Source organism: Shewanella sp. TB7-MNA-CIBAN-0143 (assembly GCF_040310065.1).
In the GTDB taxonomy this organism is placed as follows: Bacteria; Pseudomonadota; Gammaproteobacteria; order Enterobacterales; family Shewanellaceae; genus Shewanella.
Map to the genome: position 1 here is coordinate 294883 of NZ_JBEOPL010000003.1, position 17440 is coordinate 312322.

At 42.7% G+C, this 17440-nt stretch carries 11 protein-coding genes and 2 tRNA genes; 10 read left to right on the forward strand and 3 right to left on the reverse strand.

All coding sequences use genetic code 11. From position 1 onward, the window contains the following. Nucleotides 1-249: 249 nt before the first annotated feature. Entirely contained in the window at nucleotides 250-1557 is a 1308-nt protein-coding gene (paeA, locus tag AAEY97_RS04170) for a polyamine export protein PaeA (RefSeq protein ID WP_101087269.1), read from the forward strand. A gap of 32 nt (nucleotides 1558-1589) precedes the next feature. Here paeA and ilvY read toward each other — a convergent pair whose 3' ends face one another. Next, nucleotides 1590-2462 (reverse strand): HTH-type transcriptional activator IlvY, encoded by an 873-nt coding sequence (ilvY, locus tag AAEY97_RS04175; RefSeq protein WP_350996784.1) that lies wholly within the window; start codon nucleotides 2460-2462, stop codon nucleotides 1590-1592. Between the two features lie 221 nt (nucleotides 2463-2683). Here ilvY and ilvC point away from each other — a divergent pair, with 221 nt between their 5' ends. From ilvC to AAEY97_RS04205, 6 genes are all read left to right on the forward strand, one after another. After that, entirely contained in the window at nucleotides 2684-4165 is a 1482-nt protein-coding gene (gene ilvC / locus AAEY97_RS04180; protein ID WP_350996787.1) for a ketol-acid reductoisomerase, read from the forward strand. A gap of 567 nt (nucleotides 4166-4732) precedes the next feature. Next, entirely contained in the window at nucleotides 4733-6418 is a 1686-nt protein-coding gene (gene ilvG, locus AAEY97_RS04185; protein ID WP_101087265.1) for an acetolactate synthase 2 catalytic subunit, read from the forward strand. Continuing rightward, on the forward strand, nucleotides 6415-6672 hold the full coding sequence (gene ilvM, locus AAEY97_RS04190) for an acetolactate synthase 2 small subunit (RefSeq protein ID WP_011635912.1): 258 nt from the start codon (nucleotides 6415-6417) through the stop codon (nucleotides 6670-6672). Before ilvG ends, ilvM begins: the two co-directional genes overlap by 4 nt. A gap of 117 nt (nucleotides 6673-6789) precedes the next feature. Further along, nucleotides 6790-8649, forward strand: a complete 1860-nt coding sequence (gene ilvD, locus AAEY97_RS04195) for a dihydroxy-acid dehydratase (RefSeq protein WP_350996791.1) — start codon at nucleotides 6790-6792, stop codon at nucleotides 8647-8649. A 1-nt stretch (nucleotide 8650) separates the two neighbouring features. After that, on the forward strand, nucleotides 8651-10222 hold the full coding sequence (gene ilvA / locus AAEY97_RS04200) for a threonine ammonia-lyase, biosynthetic (protein WP_350996794.1): 1572 nt from the start codon (nucleotides 8651-8653) through the stop codon (nucleotides 10220-10222). A 433-nt stretch (nucleotides 10223-10655) separates the two neighbouring features. Next, entirely contained in the window at nucleotides 10656-11798 is a 1143-nt protein-coding gene (locus AAEY97_RS04205) for a pyridoxal-phosphate-dependent aminotransferase family protein (protein ID WP_162022169.1), read from the forward strand. Between the two features lie 121 nt (nucleotides 11799-11919). Here AAEY97_RS04205 and ubiK read toward each other — a convergent pair whose 3' ends face one another. Further along, a complete protein-coding gene (gene ubiK / locus AAEY97_RS04210) occupies nucleotides 11920-12168 on the reverse strand; it encodes a ubiquinone biosynthesis accessory factor UbiK (RefSeq protein ID WP_059746313.1) in 249 nt (82 codons plus the stop codon). Nucleotides 12169-12311: 143 nt separating this feature from the next. Here ubiK and rep point away from each other — a divergent pair, with 143 nt between their 5' ends. Beyond that, nucleotides 12312-14324, forward strand: coding sequence for a DNA helicase Rep (rep, locus tag AAEY97_RS04215; protein ID WP_350996798.1), 2013 nt, complete (start codon nucleotides 12312-12314; stop codon nucleotides 14322-14324). A gap of 24 nt (nucleotides 14325-14348) precedes the next feature. Here the strand turns inward: rep and AAEY97_RS04220 are convergent, their stop codons facing one another. Next, nucleotides 14349-16973 (reverse strand): sensor domain-containing phosphodiesterase, encoded by a 2625-nt coding sequence (locus tag AAEY97_RS04220; RefSeq protein WP_350996801.1) that lies wholly within the window; start codon nucleotides 16971-16973, stop codon nucleotides 14349-14351. A gap of 264 nt (nucleotides 16974-17237) precedes the next feature. Between AAEY97_RS04220 and AAEY97_RS04225 the strand changes: the two genes are divergently transcribed. Together AAEY97_RS04225 and AAEY97_RS04230 are read left to right on the forward strand one after the other, a co-directional pair. Then, a tRNA-Arg gene (locus AAEY97_RS04225) sits at nucleotides 17238-17314 on the forward strand. A gap of 51 nt (nucleotides 17315-17365) precedes the next feature. After that, nucleotides 17366-17438: transfer RNA gene (locus AAEY97_RS04230), tRNA-His, on the forward strand. Nucleotides 17439-17440: the final 2 nt, after the last annotated feature.

Consider the following 17440-nt stretch of genomic DNA (forward strand, 5'->3'; position numbering starts at 1 on the left):
AGTTTAAATGACTGATGTTGAGTAGAATACCGTCGCTTTATAGTTCACAGAGACCGAGTATAAATAGGTCTGTTGTCGTGAAACACTATAATGATATTCCATCACTCGTTATTTCTATCTGTATTGAATCATTAGCCTTATTAATTTGAATGTTAATAAATGGCTGAGGTCTTGCATTTGCCCATTTTGCAACAAAGATATGTACATACATTCCTGATATTTTGGCTAGTATTCAGGTAAAGGTAAACTATGAGCCTCTCTGATAATTTATTGATCATCTTGTGCCTGATCGGCATTAGTTGTTTTTTTTCTATGTCTGAAATTGCCCTCGCGGCATCACGAAAAATGCGTTTGCAATTAATGGCTGATGAGGGCGATTTACGTGCCGCAAAAGTGCTTAAACTTCAGGCGCATCCAGGCAGTTTTTTTACCGTGGTACAAATCGGACTCAATGCGGTCGCGATTATGGGCGGTATTGTGGGTGAATCAGCCTTTAGACCTCATTTTGAACAATTACTGTTGCCTTTATTGGGCAATGAGTGGGGTTTACAGCTGAGTTTTGTTTGTTCATTTGTGACGGTCACTTCGTTGTTTATTTTATTTGCTGATTTGATGCCTAAACGAATTGCGATGGTGATCCCAGAGCAAGTCGCGGTCACTTTTGTAATGCCAATTATTTTGTGCATTAAAGTATTAAAGCCGTTTGTGTGGATTTTTAATGGTTTGGCCAATGCAATTTTTAAATTGTTGCAAGTGCCTACAGCACGTAATGACCAAGTCACCCATGATGATATTTACGCCATGATGACAGCCGGTACTGAAGCTGGGGTGATGGATAAAGGCGAACAACAAATGATGGAAAACGTGTTTGAAATGCAGTCGGTGTCGGTGACCTCTGCAATGACAGCACGTGAAAGTTTAGTGTATTTTTTACTGCAAGACAGCGAAGAAGACATCAAACAGAAAATTGCTAAAAACCCGCATAACAAATTTTTAGTTTGTGATGGTCAACTGGATATGATCAAAGGTTTTGTTGATGCAAAAGAGTTACTGATTAGGGTAATTAACGGCGAGAACATCACCTTAAAAGGCAGTACGTTAGTGCATAACTGCCTCATCATTCCAGATACGTTAACCTTGTCTGAGTCGATGGAATATTTTAAGAATAATCGTTCCGACTTTGCGGTGGTGATGAACGAATATGCTTTGGTTGTTGGCATAGTTACCACCAATGATTTACAAAGTGCCGTTATGGGCGCGTGGTCATTACATGAAAGTGAAGAACAAATTGTTGCCCGTGATGGTAACTCTTGGTTAGTCGATGGGGTTACACCGATTACTGATGTAATGCGAGCATTTAATATTGAAGTGTTTCCGCATAATCAAAATTACGAAACCATTGCTGGTTTTATGATGTATATGTTGCGCAAAATCCCCAAACGTACTGACTTTGTCAATTATGCAGGTTACAAATTTGAGGTAGTCGATATTGACTCATACAAAGTCGACCAACTACTGGTTACTCGGTTAGATATTGAGATGCCGCCACTGCCTTAAGTCAATTAGCTTAAACAATCTACACGGCACCATTAAATGATGTCTAAGAACGCACTAATGATTGGATCATTGGTGCGTTTTTCTTTGCAGCAACAGCCTAATTCAAATGGCGGGATCGGGATTGGCGAAGCTAAGGTTTGGATGCGATCGCGTACCGGACTATTGTGGATCACCGCTTCTGGACTAATACCAACACCACAGCCGAGCGCGACCATAGAGACAATCGCCTCCTGACCAGAGACTTGGGCATAAATATTGGGTTTTATGCCCATTTGCTTAAACCATAAATCAATCCTTTTTCTGCCGGGACCATGGTCCGGTACGATATAGGGCAGTTTAGCCCAGTCAATTTTTGGCTGGTTTACCCATTGCTGAACTTGGCATTGTATTGTGGGCGCAATGACGGAAATCGGTACTTTATCAATCGGAGTAAAATGCAAGCTACTTGGAAACGCCTCCGGTAATGCAATAATCGCGATATCGGCGCGATTTTTTTGAATTTGATTTACCGCATTAGCTGGATCTCCGGTGTTGAGATTGATATCGACATGGGGATGCTCACGTCTAAACCGATCTAACAGTGCCGGTAAATGGCTATAAGCTGCGGTAACTGAGCAGTACAGGTTAAGATTGCCGCGTAAAAATTGCTGGCTTGGGTCAATACGACTGCGCAGCTGGGTCCATTCAGATAATGTCTGTTCTGCAAAACGTTTAAATTCAACGCCCGCGTGGGTAATAGTGACGCTTCGATTGTCACGGTCAAATAATTTACTGCCCACTTCTTCTTCTAAACGCTGCAACGCACGGCTTAAGGTTGACGGGCTGACATGCGATTGCTCCGCCGTTTTGGCAAAATGTAGGCTATCGCATAGGTGTAAATACATTTTAAGTGAACGGATATCCATTACAGCACCTTCAAGCACGCATTAAGTTGAGTATTAATTTGAGTATTAAGCTAAATATCAGGTTAATCATTTCATGTTGCATTAATTGCAACATCATGTCCCGAATATATCATTTTAAGCAATCATATGCATACGCTATAGTGACTTCAATCACAACGCTTAAGGTCGCTGACTTATAAGATGTTGAGTCCCAAATTACTAAATTTTAAAGGTGGTATCAGATGGCTAACTATTTTAACTCTCTGAATTTACGTCAACAATTAGCTCAATTAGCACAATGCCGCTTTATGGACCGTACTGAATTCAGTGACGGTTGCCAATATATTAAAGATTGGAACATCGTGATTTTAGGTTGCGGCGCACAAGGCCTTAACCAAGGTTTAAACATGCGTGACTCAGGCCTAAATATTTCTTTTGCCTTACGTCCGCAAGCCATTGCTGAAAAGCGTGCATCATGGCAAAAAGCCACCGATAACGGTTTTAAAGTTGGCACCTTTGAAGAGCTTATTCCTGCGGCTGATTTAGTGTTAAACCTAACACCAGATAAGCAACACACTAATGTCGTTAATGCGGTTATGCCATTAATGAAGCAAGGTGCTACGTTATCTTATTCACACGGTTTCAATATCGTTGAAGAAGGTATGCAAGTTCGTCCAGACATTACTGTGGTTATGGTTGCGCCAAAATGCCCTGCTACGGAAGTTCGTGAAGAATACAAGCGCGGTTTTGGCGTACCGACATTGATTGCAGTACATCCAGAAAATGATCCAAATGGTGATGGTTTAGCGATTGCTAAAGCTTATGCCAGTGCTACCGGTGGCGACCGTGCCGGTGTATTAATGTCATCGTTTGTGGCTGAAGTTAAGTCAGATTTGATGGGCGAACAGACCATTTTATGTGGCATGTTACAAACAGGTGCCATTTTAGGTTACGAGAAAATGGTCGCTGACGGTGTTGAGCCTGGTTATGCCGGCAAGTTAATTCAGCAAGGTTGGGAGACTGTTACCGAAGCACTTAAGCACGGCGGCATTACCAACATGATGGACCGCTTATCAAACCCAGCTAAAATCAAAGCATTTGATATGGCTGAAGAGTTGAAAGTTATCCTTAAGCCATTATTTGAAAAGCACATGGACGACATTATCAGCGGTGAGTTCTCTCGCACTATGATGGAAGATTGGGCTAATGATGACACTAACTTGTTGCGTTGGAGAGCTGAAACCAACGAAACCGCATTTGAAAATGCGCCGGTGTCATCTGAACATATCGATGAACAAACCTATTTCGACAAAGGTATTTTCTTAGTGGCAATGATCAAAGCGGGTGTTGAACTGGCGTTTGATACCATGGTTGCCGCAGGTATTGTTGAAGAGTCGGCTTATTATGAATCGCTACATGAAACACCATTGATTGCCAACACTATTGCGCGTAAGCGTTTATATGAAATGAACGTGGTTATCTCGGATACGGCTGAATACGGTTGTTACTTATTCAACCATGCAGCAGTACCAATGTTACGTGATTATGTTAACGCTATGTCATCAGAGTACTTAGGTGCTGGGCTTAAAGACCAAGCAACAGGTGTTGATAACCTTCGCTTAATCGACGTCAATGAACAAATTCGTAATACAGAGGTTGAGTATATCGGCGCTGAGTTACGTGGTTACATGACCGATATGAAAAGTATTGTTGAAGCGAGCTAACGTATAAGGTCACTGGTGAAGTACCTGTTCAGTGTTTTTTGCAACATGTTTATGTTGTCGTTGTCGGACAGGCATCAATCGAAACGTCCTAATGTTATTGATTAGGACGCTGAAAAAACAAATTGTTAGATTGAGTTCTAATTATTTATTCGTTGAACTCATGCGTTAAGTTTTTGTTGTTGTTTGCATTGTCTCGGCAGGGAAGCTGAATTTTTTTTATAATGGCAATTTTTTAGTTGTGCTGGATAAATCTTTTATGGTACTTGTTAGTTATACCGTAATGTTATTTGAACATAACCAAACGAATTAATACTAGAAACTTAGGATACAGTCTAAAACATGTTAAACCACACAGCCATTCTCATTCTCGAAATTATTACCGTAGTGATTATTAAGTCACAGCGGGGGTGGCGTTTTGGCAACTAGACTGACCTAAGAGTCAAACAGATTGCAAAAACCCCCGCTCCGAAAGGACCGGGGGTTTTTTAGTTTTAGGCTTAAGTAAAACCAAAGACCCAATATTACACAGTAGAGCAGCAGATACATTGACGAAGTAGAGAGCAACATATGGAAGCAGGACAGAAAATGCGCGGCGCGGATGCAGTAATCAAAGTGCTAGCAGCACATGGTGTGACAACCGTATTTGGTTATCCTGGTGGGGCGATTATGCCAATCTATGATGCCCTTTATGGTGGTCCTGTAGAGCACTTGCTTAGCCGTCATGAACAAGGTGCCGCGTTTGCTGCCGTGGGATATGCCCGTGCTAGTGGTAAAACCGGGGTGTGCTTTGCAACATCAGGCCCAGGGGCCACTAACTTAATCACCTCACTTGCCGACGCTTTACTTGACTCGGTTCCACTAGTTGCCATAACGGGCCAAGTGTCTACTAGTGTTATCGGTACCGATGCATTCCAAGAGATAGATGTATTAGGTATGTCGTTGTCATGCACCAAACACAGTTTTATGGTCACCGACATCAATGAGCTTATTCCCACCTTATATCGCGCTTTTGAAATTGCAGCAGAAGGACGTCCTGGTCCGGTTTTAGTTGATATTCCCAAAGACATTCAACTTGCTGCATTAGAATATAAAACCCCCCTTCAAAGTGTTACTGATGAATTACAGCCTCTGGTGGCTGACTTAGATGCCGCCGCAGAGTTAATTAAGCACGCTAAGAAGCCTATGTTGTATGTTGGTGGTGGTGTGGGTATGGCTGGCGCCGTTGCGCATTTACGTCAGTTCATCGACACCACAGGCATTCCATCAGTGGCAACGTTAAAAGGCTTGGGCAGTATTGCACATGGCACTAAAGGTTATTTAGGCATGTTGGGTATGCATGGTGGCAAAGGGGCAAACCTTGCTGTGCAAGAATGTGATTTATTAATGGTAGTAGGCGCACGTTTTGATGACCGCGTTACCGGCCGGCTTGCGAGTTTTGCCAGTAATGCCAAAGTATTGCATTTAGACATCGATGCCGCCGAAATCGGTAAGTTACGTCAAGCTGACGTGGCGATAGCTGCTGAACTTAGCATAGTGTTACCTGCACTAACGGCCGCCGTTGCTGGCAAACTCGATATTGCTCAATGGCAAGTTGATGTGGAGGAGTTATCCCGCAAGCACCAATGGAATTACCAACACCCGGGCGATTTAATTTATGCGCCAGCGATGTTACGCCGTTTAGCCAATAAACTTCCTGAAGACAGTGTCGTTGCTTGTGATGTTGGCCAGCATCAAATGTGGGTGGCGCAGCACATGTGGTTCCGCCGTCCTGAAGATCATTTATCCAGTGCAGGCTTAGGTACTATGGGTTTCGGCTTACCTGCCGCTATTGGCGCACAAGTTGCCCGACCTGATGCGACAGTGGTCACGGTCTCTGGTGATGGTTCGTTTATGATGAATGTTCAAGAATTGACCACCATTAAGCGTCGTAAATTGCCGGTAAAAATCTTACTGATTGATAATCAAAAACTGGGTATGGTTAAGCAATGGCAACAGTTATTTTTTGAAGAGCGTTACAGTGAAACAGATTTATCTGACAATCCTAACTTTGTCCTGATGGCATCGGCGTTTGATATTCCAGGTCGAACGATAACGCGAGCGGATCAAGTCGAACAAGGGTTAGATGATATGTTGAATAGTAGCGGTCCTTTTATGTTACATGTGTCGATTGATGATGCTTTTAATGTATGGCCTCTAGTGCCACCGGGTGCGAGTAATAGTGAAATGATGGATCAAATGGAGAAGCAAACATGATGCATGCATTAGAAATAACCGTTCAACAACGTCCCGAAGTACTGGAACGCGTGCTACGTGTTACTCGCCATCGTGGTTTTAAAGTCACCCAAATGCAGGTTCGCATTAATGAAGACGCCAGTATGGCGGTCGACTTATGGGTTGAGGCCGAACGTGCCATTGAATTGCTCAGCAACCAGTTAGATAAATTAATTGATGTCACGCACTGTAAAGTGCTATCGGCGGCACCATTAAACCAAGTCGCCAACGGCTAGAGTTTACGATTAAATCCAGCACGATTTAGTTAGAGATTATGTAGTTAGAGATTATTTTAGTCGTTATAAGGTGAATAAACCGATAGCGCGCACCACATTAAACAAAGGATATTAGCAATGCCAAAATTACGTTCAGCTACCAGTACCGAAGGCCGCAACATGGCAGGCGCCCGCGCACTATGGCGTGCCACTGGCGTGAAAGAAAATGATTTTGGTAAACCTATCATAGCGATTGCCAATTCGTTCACTCAGTTTGTCCCTGGACATGTGCATTTAAAGAATATGGGATCATTGGTTGCAGGTGCCATTGAAGAAGCAGGCGGCATTGCCAAAGAATTTAATACTATAGCCGTAGATGACGGTATTGCGATGGGCCATGGCGGCATGCTGTATAGCTTACCATCGCGCGAGTTAATTGCAGACAGTGTTGAATACATGGTCAATGCGCATTGTGCCGATGCATTAGTGTGTATTTCTAACTGCGATAAAATTACTCCAGGCATGTTAATGGCGGCGCTGCGGTTAAACATTCCGGTGGTATTTGTATCCGGTGGACCAATGGAAGCGGGTAAAACTAAGCTATCCGATAAAATTATTAAACTTGATTTAGTTGATGCCATGATCGCCGGTGCAGACTCTAATGTCAGTGACGAAGACAGTAAGCAAATCGAACGCAGTGCTTGTCCTACTTGTGGCTCATGCTCGGGTATGTTTACTGCTAATTCAATGAACTGTTTAACCGAAGCCTTAGGCTTATCGTTACCGGGTAACGGTTCAATGCTCGCAACTCATGAAGACCGTCGTGAATTATTTTTAGAAGCAGGTCGCCGCGTGATGATGTTGGCAGAACGTTATTACAAGCATGACGATGAAACAGCATTACCACGTAATATTGCGTCATTTAAATCATTTGAAAATGCCATGGTACTCGATGTTGCCATGGGCGGTTCATCTAATACAGTGTTGCATTTAGTGGCTGCCGCACAAGAGGCGGAAATTGACTTTACTATGGCTGATATTGATCGCATATCGCGCTTAGTGCCTCATCTATGTAAGGTTGCACCATCAACGCCTAAATATCATATGGAAGATGTTCACCGTGCTGGTGGGGTGATGGGTATTTTAGGCGAGTTAGATAGAGCTGGTTTAATCCATAACGATGTACCGCATGTGGCCGCAGATAATGGCGGCGATTTAAAATCAGTTTTAGCTAAATACGACATTAAACAGACTAACGACCCAGCAGTGATCCGCTTTTTTAGTGCCGGCCCTGCAGGTATTCCAACCACTAAAGCATTTAGCCAAAATTGTCGTTGGGACAGCGTTGATGACGACCGTGAAAATGGCTGTATTCGTTCGCGTGAGTTTGCCTTTAGTCAAGAAGGTGGCTTAGCCGTATTGTCAGGTAACGTTGCCGTTGATGGCTGTATTGTGAAAACGGCAGGGGTTGATGAGTCTAATTTAACTTTTGTTGGTAGTGCACGCGTGTATGAAAGCCAAGATGATGCGGTAGCCGGTATTTTAGGCGGCGAAGTGGTTGAAGGAGATGTGGTTGTTATCCGCTACGAAGGCCCTAAAGGTGGTCCTGGTATGCAAGAAATGCTTTATCCAACAACCTATTTAAAATCGCGTGGTTTAGGCGCTAAATGTGCGTTAATTACTGATGGTCGTTTTTCGGGTGGTACTTCTGGTTTGTCTATTGGCCATGTATCACCAGAAGCAGCCTCAGGTGGCACAATTGCACTGATCGAAAACGGCGATCAAATTGCGATCGATATTCCCAAGCGCAGCATTCAATTAAATGTTAGTGAAGCAGAGCTGACTCAGCGTCGCACAGCCATGGATGCTAAAGGCCCGTTAGGTTGGAAGCCGGTGTCTCGTGAGCGTTATGTGTCATTAGCCCTTAAAGCTTATGCATTATTGGCAACCAGTGCTGATAAAGGTGCTGTACGCGATCGCACTAAGCTGGAGGGGTAATATGTTGGCTTTGGCGTCTCAAACTCAATTAGATTTAGCGCATTATTATTTACAGAAAATTTTGCTATCGTCTGTGTATGATGTGGCTAAAGTGACGCCATTGTCGAGCATGAATAAATTGTCTGCTCGCTTTGGTTGTCAGGTGTATTTAAAGCGTGAAGATATGCAACCTGTGCATTCATTTAAAATACGTGGTGCCTACAACCGTATAGCAGCGTTAACTCAAGATGAGTGTGATAGAGGTGTGGTGTGTGCATCGGCGGGCAATCACGCTCAAGGGGTAGCGATGTCTGCTGCCAGTCGCGGTATTGATGCCGTAATTGTAATGCCTAGTACCACGCCAGATATTAAGATTGATGCTGTGAAACGCTTAGGTGGCAATGTGGTGCTTTATGGGCAGGCGTTTGATCAAGCCAATGACTATGCAAAGAATCTGTCGGTAACAGAAGGGCGTGTTTATATCGCTCCTTTTGATGATGAAGCGGTTATTGCGGGGCAAGGCACTATTGCGCAAGAAATGGTCCAGCAGCAACGCGATATCGAAATCGTGTTTGTGCCCGTTGGCGGTGGTGGCTTAATTGCCGGTATTGCGGCTTATTATAAAGCGGTAATGCCACAAGTGAGGATCATTGGAGTCGAACCCGAAGATGCAGCATGTTTAAAGGCGGCATTAGAAGCCGATGAACCTGTGACACTGGCTCAAGTCGGTTTGTTTGCTGACGGCGTAGCGGTTAAACGCATTGGTACAGAGCCATTTCGCTTAGCGCGTGAATACGTTGATGAAGTGGTTACGGTTACTTCTGATGAAATTTGTGCGGCAGTAAAAGATATTTTTGAAGATACCCGCGCGATAGCTGAACCTGCAGGGGCCTTGTCGATTGCTGGGCTTAAAAAATACATGGCCCAACAAGGTGACTCCATTAATGCACCGAAAAAAGTCGCGGCAATATTGAGTGGCGCCAATGTGAATTTTCATAGTTTACGTTATGTGTCTGAACGCTGTGAATTAGCTGAGCAAAAAGAAGCGGTACTAGCGGTAAAAATCCCTGAAAAGCCTGGCAGCTTTTTACGTTTTTGCGAGTTACTCGATAAACGGGTGATGACCGAATTTAACTATCGCTTTAGTAGCCGTGACATTGCGGTGGTATTTGCCGGCATTCGTCTTACCGGTGGCCAAGCAGAGCTAAGCGAAATTATCGCTAAACTTGAGTCTGAAGGCTTTGAAGTTCAAGATTTATCCCAAGATGAAACCGCTAAATTACATGTGCGTTATATGGTCGGTGGTCACCCACTTGAGCCACTAGAAGAGCGCTTGTTTAGTTTTGAATTTCCTGAGCATCCAGGGGCATTGTTGAAGTTTTTAACCACTTTACAGAGTAAATGGAATATCAGTTTATTTCATTACCGTAACCATGGGGCAGCCTTTGGCAGGGTGTTAACTGGGTTTGAAGTTCCGGCTAAAGACGACGTGGCATTTGCACAGTTTTTAACGGAGTTAGGTTTCGTTTATCAAGAAGAAACCCACAGCCCGGCATATCAGTTATTTTTGAATAGCGCTAAAGCAAAATCGTAAGCCATTGTTAAATAAACTGATTTTTGGATAAGAGACGAAGATATGATAATAAAGATCATAAACTTAGACGTTTATCACTATCAAACTTGTCATTTTTTTACTAACAAGGCGAATAGACGCGTCAATAGCGGGTCTATTGCAAGTTAATTCAACACCGTTAGCAAGGCAAAGGGCTGGTTGAGAGTCGTTTGTTATCCCTAGTTCAGGTTAACGACCATTCTGAGGTGATTTAGTGCTTCAATGTGGTATTGTCAGTTTGCCTAAAACGAAAAAATATTCGTAGGTTTGTAGAAACTATTACCAACGACCACTAATAAATTGATGTTAATGTATTTTGCAGCAACTGATTGGTATAGTTTGCTTTATATGTAGGGTAAATTTTTCCAGATTCATACTGAATTATGAATTTCGACCTCATTTTAAGGAGACATTGATGTTACCCGTACCAACAATTCCAGCTTTTATGCCACCGCGCCGAATCTTAATGGGTCCAGGCCCATCAGATGTGTATCCTGAAGTGCTTGCGGCACAATCAAGGCCGACTATTGGCCACCTTGACCCATTATTTGTTGGCATGATGGATGAGCTAAAAAGCTTAATTCAATATGCTTTTCAAACCAAAAACGAAATGACCTTAGCTGTATCTGCTCCAGGCAGTGCTGGCATGGAAACCTGTTTTGTCAATTTAGTTGAACCAGGTGAAAAGGTCATCGTGTGTCGTAATGGGGTGTTTGGTGAGCGCATGCGCCAAAACGTTGAGCGTGTTGGTGGTGTTGCAGTTGTGGTCGACAATGAATGGGGCGAACCCGTATGCCCAGATAAAGTTGAAGCTGCACTTGTCGCGCATCCTGATGCCAAATTTTTAGCCTTTGTACATGCAGAAACCTCAACGGGTGCGCTGTCGGATGCCAAAACATTGTGCACCTTGGCGCAATTACATGACTGTATCAGTATTGTTGATGCGGTGACCTCATTGGGTGGCGTTGAATTGCTGGTGGATGAGTGGGGCATTGATGCCATTTATTCAGGCAGCCAAAAGTGCTTATCTTGTGTGCCCGGTTTATCTCCGGTGTCATTTTCGCCTAAAGCCGTTGCTAAACTAAAAGCTCGTACCACCCAGGTGCAGAGTTGGTTTTTAGATCAAACCTTAGTGATGGGTTATTGGGGCAACGGCGCTGGTGCTAAGCGCAGCTATCATCATACTGCACCCGTTAATGCATTATATTCCCTCCATGAGTCTTTACGTTTGTTAGCCAATGAAGGGCTCGAAAATGCCTGGGCAAGACACCGTAAAATGCATCAATTATTACGCGATGGATTAACCAAGCTTGGATTGAAATTTGTGGTTAAAGAAGCGTCTCGTTTACCGCAACTTAATACCGTTTATATTCCAGATGGTGTTGATGATGCTGCAGTGCGTAAGCATTTATTGGAAGAATATAATTTAGAAATTGGTGCAGGCTTAGGTGCTTTAGCGGGTAAAGCATGGCGCATCGGCTTAATGGGCTATGGTGCCCGTCGCGAAAACGTCGCGCTTTGCTTATATGCATTAGCAGAGTCTCTTAACCAGAACTGAGGTTAACAAGCTTAGTGGGTGTAAAAAAATGACGCTAAATAGCGTCATTTTTTATGTCTGTAAATGAGTTAAAACGATTACAGAGTCAGTAATATCAATCGTTATTCCGAATTTAGGTTAGTTACTCGGCAAACTTTTTTTCTAACTCATTCACTTGCGCTTGTAATGCTTCAAGCTTCTCGCGGGTTTTAAGCAACACATGTTGCTGAACCTCAAACTCTTCGCGCGATACCACGTCCAGTTTCATCAATTGGTTTTGTAATATCTGCTTGCTGCGTTCTTCAAACTCACCGGCAAATTGCTTAACACCGCTGGGTAAGTTATCGCTAAGTTGTTTCGCGAGCTCTTCTATTTTCTTTGGATTAATCATGATGATTCCCTACTGAGACATTGATTTAATTGTAACCGAGGTAAGCGCTTTTCCAAACACTAAGTGTGATTTTTCGTTAACCGTCATCAGTTGATTCTGCTATGATCCGCCTTCGTTTAAGGCTAAGCAAGGTGTAATGATTAATGAAACTCAATCCAGGGCAAAATGAAGCCGTACATTATGTATCGGGTCCATGCTTAGTGCTCGCTGGCGCGGGGAGTGGTAAAACACGTGTAATCATTAATAAAATTGCTTACTTAGTTGAAAAGTGTGGCTATAAAGCCCGTAATATTGCCGCAGTAACCTTTACCAACAAAGCCGCCCGTGAAATGAAAGAACGTGTTGCTCAGTCGATGGGGCGCAAAGAAGCGCGCGGATTATGGATTTCTACTTTTCACACCTTAGGGCTCGAAATCATTAAGCGCGAGCATAAAGTGCTTGGGCTTAAAGCGGGTTTTTCATTGTTTGATGACCAAGACACTTTCGCGTTATTAAAAGAACTGACCGAAGATGAGTTAGATGATGATAAAGACCTGATCAAATCTTTGGCATCAGCGATATCGAATTGGAAAGGGGGATTAGTGATCCCTCAGCAAGCAAAAAGTATGGCAAAAGATGAGCAAAGCCAATTATTTGCCATGTTATATGCCAGGTATGCTCAGCATATGAAATCTTACAATGCGCTCGATTTTGATGACCTAATCTTAATTCCAACCTTATTATTGCGGATGAATGAAGAAGTCCGCACCCGTTGGCAGACTAAAATTCAATATTTGCTGGTGGATGAGTATCAAGATACCAATACCAGCCAATATGAGTTAGTTAAATTACTGGTGGGCGAGCGAGCACGTTTTACGGTGGTAGGTGATGATGATCAGTCTATTTATTCTTGGCGTGGTGCAAAGCCACAGAACCTGGTGTTATTAGGGACTGACTTCCCAAAACTTAAACTCATAAAGTTAGAGCAAAACTATCGTTCAAGCCAACGTATTCTTCGGGCAGCCAATATTTTGATTGCTAACAACCCTCATGTGTACGACAAAGCGTTATTCAGTGAGTTAGCTTACGGTGAGCCCTTAAGAGTATTAATTGCCGCTAACGAAGAGCAGGAAGCTGAACGAGTGGTTGCCGAGATCATTCGGCATAAGTTTGTTGGGCGGACTAAGTTCGGTGATTACGCCATTTTATACCGAGGTAATCATCAGTCTCGTTTACTCGAACGATCGCTTATGACCAACCGTATTCCTTATAAGCTTAGTGGTGGTACTTCATTTTTTTCTCGTGCAGAAATTAAAGATATCATGGGATATTTACGTTTAGTGGTGAACCCTGACGATGACAATGCTTTTTTACGGGTGGTTAACTTACCTAAGCGTGGTATCGGCCCTGCGTCGCTGGAGCGTTTAGGTAATTTTGCCAATCAAAAGCATATATCATTATTTGAAGCTATTTTTGATGTTGAACTCAACCATCACTTAGCACCAGCTGCGGTTAACTCCTTGTATCAATTTGGTAAATTTATTGTTGATACTGGTGAAGTTGCCACGCGGGGTGAGCCTGTTGAAGCGATTAAACAGCTTATACGTAAAATAAATTACGAAGATTACTTATACGAAACGAGTACCAGCGCTAAAGCAGCTGAAATGAGGATGAAGAATATTTCGGAATTATACCGCTGGGTTACCGAAATGCTCGAAGGTGATGAGTTAGATGAACCGATGACGCTACCAGAAGTGGTTACTCGATTAACCCTGCGCGACATGATGGAACGCAACAGTGAGGATGAAGGTGGCGATCAAGTTCAGTTAATGACGTTACATGCCTCTAAAGGACTGGAATATCCTTTTGTATTTATGGTGGGCGTTGAAGAGCGCATTTTGCCGCATCAGTCGAGTATTGACGAAGATAATGTCGATGAAGAACGCCGTCTTGCGTATGTGGGTATTACCCGTGCACAACGTGAATTGTGGTTTGTAATATGCCGTGAACGTCGCCAATTCGGTGAAACAATGCGATGTGAGCCGAGCCGTTTTTTACTTGAGTTACCGCAAGATGACTTAATTTGGGAAAACCGTAAGCCTGTTCAAACAGAAGAGCAGCGTGTCGAAACCAGTAAAAGTCACATCGCCAACATACGCGATATGTTTAAAAAATAGTGCTAATTGGGTTGGACTTATTGATTAGGCACAGGCCTTATGTGGTTTTTTTTTTTCGTTAAAAAGTTTACTGATCGCTCGTCCTTGACCACGCACATAACCCAGTTCTAAAAACTGCCTTACTTGTTGTTGTGTGTCTACTGTAGTGGCGTAAATATCGAAATTAAGTGTTTGTGCCGTCAGTTGGTAAGCTTTGACTAATTGTAACTGTTTGTCATTGAGTAAATGCTTACTGATGTCATCATCTAACTTTAATGCCTTAATCGGTAAAAAGCTCAGGCAACTGAGTGAACTGTAACCTGTGCCATAGCCATCGATCCCGATTTGCACGCCTAGTTGCGAGATGAGCTCGAAACCATTGATGTGGTTTTCGGTGTCTTGCACTAGTGCTTTTTCGTTAAAGAATAATATTAATTTCTCAAGATTGATGTTGCTACTTTTAATCGTTTGCTTGAGATTGCGTAATACGAATTTATTTTTGATGTGCTGGCTGCTAATGGATAGATGTAAGTATACTGATGGTCCATATTTTTGTTTAAGAAATTGATACTGTTCACTTAAGTGAGAAAAAATATAACCGTCGATATTAAGTGTGAGCTGGTATTGTGCGGCAAGACTTTTCATTTTGCCATGTTCAATTATGCCTTGTTTGGGATGGTGCCACTCAACGTGAGGTTCAATGGCAATGATTTCACCATTAGTAAAATCGACTACTTCAACGTAGTTAATTTCAAATTCTTGTTGGTCTAGGGCGTTTTTAAAATCAATTTCCAATTCATGTTGTAGCTTAGATTGTGCGCTGAGCTTGTCGTCAAAAATAACATAACAACCCTTACCATTAGCTTTAGCCTGATACATAGCAGCGTCAGCATCACGCAGCAGCGATTCACTGGTAACCAATTTATTACGCCCGCTAAATGCAACCCCGATACTGGCACCAGAAATAAACTCTTGTTTGGCGAGCTGATAGGGCATCGACAACGCTTGTAAAATACGATCACTGACCTCGATAGCATCTTCCGTGGCATTAATAGAATCCAGCAAAATAACAAATTCATCACCGCCCATTCTTGCTAGAGTGTCATTTTCACGTATACATGACTTGATACGTTGTGCGGTTTCAATTAAAAAGCGATCGCCTTCGAGATGACCAAAAGAATCATTGATCACTTTAAAGCGGTCGAGATCGATAAATAATAATGCAAACTGATCTAATCCATGCCGGCGCAAGTGTTTTAATGCTTGTGATAATCGTTCCATTAAATAGCTGCGATTGGGTAACCCTGTCAGTCCATCATGCTGAGCATCGTGTAAGAGTTGATCTTCAATCTTTCGGCGCTGATTAATTTCTTGTTGAAGATTGCTGTTCAGTTCAGCGAGTGCTCGAGTGCGTTTAACGACTTTATCTTCTAACTGCTCATGGCTATTTTTCAGTGACTCAGCCGCCAATTTACGTTCAATAGCATTGGCCATATGCTGAGACACAAACGTCAGCAACTCTAAATCTTTCAATTGATAAATATGAGCGTCACCCAAGCTATAAATCGTTAATGCGCCAGCGACATCGCCATTAATGATCAGCGGAATGCCTATCCATTGATGCATTCTATCGGTTTTGTTTAATTCTGGTGATTTTGCGTAAATCTCACCATTAGCAACCATGTCAGCGATATCTTTAGATGATAATAACCGCGGTAATTTATGTTCTAAGATGTATTCTGTTAGCCCATCCTGCATAGGACGAGAGGCTGGATATTCGGTTGTCATTTGCGAAACATAGAAAGGAAACGACAACATATTGTTATCGTTTATCAATGAGATAAAACAGTTATCAGCCGGTATTAATTGACTCATAATAGTGTGAAGTCGTAAATAAAAGTCTTGTTGGAGTACATTTGATGCAGATAAATCGGCAATTTCGAATAAGGCTTTTTGTAATTTTTCGGCTTTAACTCGTTCCGTTATCTCTTTTTTGACTTTTTCATAAGCTTGGCTGAGTTCTTTAGTGCGTTCAACAATGGCTTGTTCTAGTTGTTCATGATGCTCAAGCCGTTCCATTACCCCAGAAATATGATGGCAAATGAAACCCATTAATTCTAATTCAAGTTCACCGTAGGTATTGGCTTCGTTATAGCTTTGTACAACAAGTACACCACTGACGACATCTTGGTTCTTGATGGGTACGCCAAGCCATTGGTGACTTGGAGAGCCAAGGCTTTTAATATCGCCACTGGCGATCAATTCATTAAACTTATTATCGTCGCATAACAAAGGTGTGCCATTACGGAGCACATAACCTGTTAAACCACTATTAAGTAATGCTGATATTTCCTGGTCTGGGTAGAGTTCCGTTGGGTGAGAATCTTGTTGGTCGGCAAAAAAAGGTAAACTTGTCAGTCCGGTTTTTTGGTCTTGAGATGCAATAAAAAAGTTTTCTGCAGGGATAAGTTGCTGCAGATGTAAGTGTACTCGTTGATAAAAATCATCAAGTGAAGTGACCTGGGTCGCAATATTAGAAATACCCAGTAAAGCGTTCTGAATAGTCTCAGAACGTTTATATTTTTTAGCCAAACGCTTTAAGCGAGCGATCCTTTTTTGCAGATGCTCGACTCGTGGAGAGGCTATTGAGTGACTTATTGCAGTATCCATACCCTTGTTGACCGTTATCCTATTAATTATGTGAACAAATTATTGTTGAACAGTCATTATAATTACCATAAATACAAATGTGATCCAAGCTAAATTAATGTCAGTATAAAGTTAATAACTCTCGTAAATGAGTGCGAATAAGTAAGAAGTGAGCAAATAGTTAGCGCAAATGAGTCAAAAGTTAATCAGTCAGTTAAAAAAAGCAAATCAGGGCTAGACGTGACGGTGTTTTATCCCTAATATATGCGTCGCTAACCAAGGCGAGCGCCCATAGCTCAGCTGGATAGAGCGTACCCCTCCGGAGGGTAAGGCCGAAGGTTCGAATCCTTCTGGGCGCACCATTCGGCATGTACTGTTACTGTCGTATTGGTTAGCAGAATTGAAAGTCAGTGGTGATTGTAGCTCAGTTGGTAGAGTCCCGGATTGTGATTCCGGTTGTCGTGGGTTCGAGCCCCATCAGTCACCCC

Coding starts and splice junctions, on each gene's coding strand:
- paeA (WP_101087269.1), top strand. CDS start 250: ATGAGCCTCTCTGATAATTTATTGATCATCTTGTGCCTGATCGGCATT.
- ilvY (WP_350996784.1), bottom strand. CDS start 2,462: ATGGATATCCGTTCACTTAAAATGTATTTACACCTATGCGATAGCCTA.
- ilvC (WP_350996787.1), top strand. CDS start 2,684: ATGGCTAACTATTTTAACTCTCTGAATTTACGTCAACAATTAGCTCAA.
- ilvG (WP_101087265.1), top strand. CDS start 4,733: ATGGAAGCAGGACAGAAAATGCGCGGCGCGGATGCAGTAATCAAAGTG.
- ilvM (WP_011635912.1), top strand. CDS start 6,415: ATGATGCATGCATTAGAAATAACCGTTCAACAACGTCCCGAAGTACTG.
- ilvD (WP_350996791.1), top strand. CDS start 6,790: ATGCCAAAATTACGTTCAGCTACCAGTACCGAAGGCCGCAACATGGCA.
- ilvA (WP_350996794.1), top strand. CDS start 8,651: ATGTTGGCTTTGGCGTCTCAAACTCAATTAGATTTAGCGCATTATTAT.
- AAEY97_RS04205 (WP_162022169.1), top strand. CDS start 10,656: ATGTTACCCGTACCAACAATTCCAGCTTTTATGCCACCGCGCCGAATC.
- ubiK (WP_059746313.1), bottom strand. CDS start 12,168: ATGATTAATCCAAAGAAAATAGAAGAGCTCGCGAAACAACTTAGCGAT.
- rep (WP_350996798.1), top strand. CDS start 12,312: ATGAAACTCAATCCAGGGCAAAATGAAGCCGTACATTATGTATCGGGT.
- AAEY97_RS04220 (WP_350996801.1), bottom strand. CDS start 16,973: ATGGATACTGCAATAAGTCACTCAATAGCCTCTCCACGAGTCGAGCAT.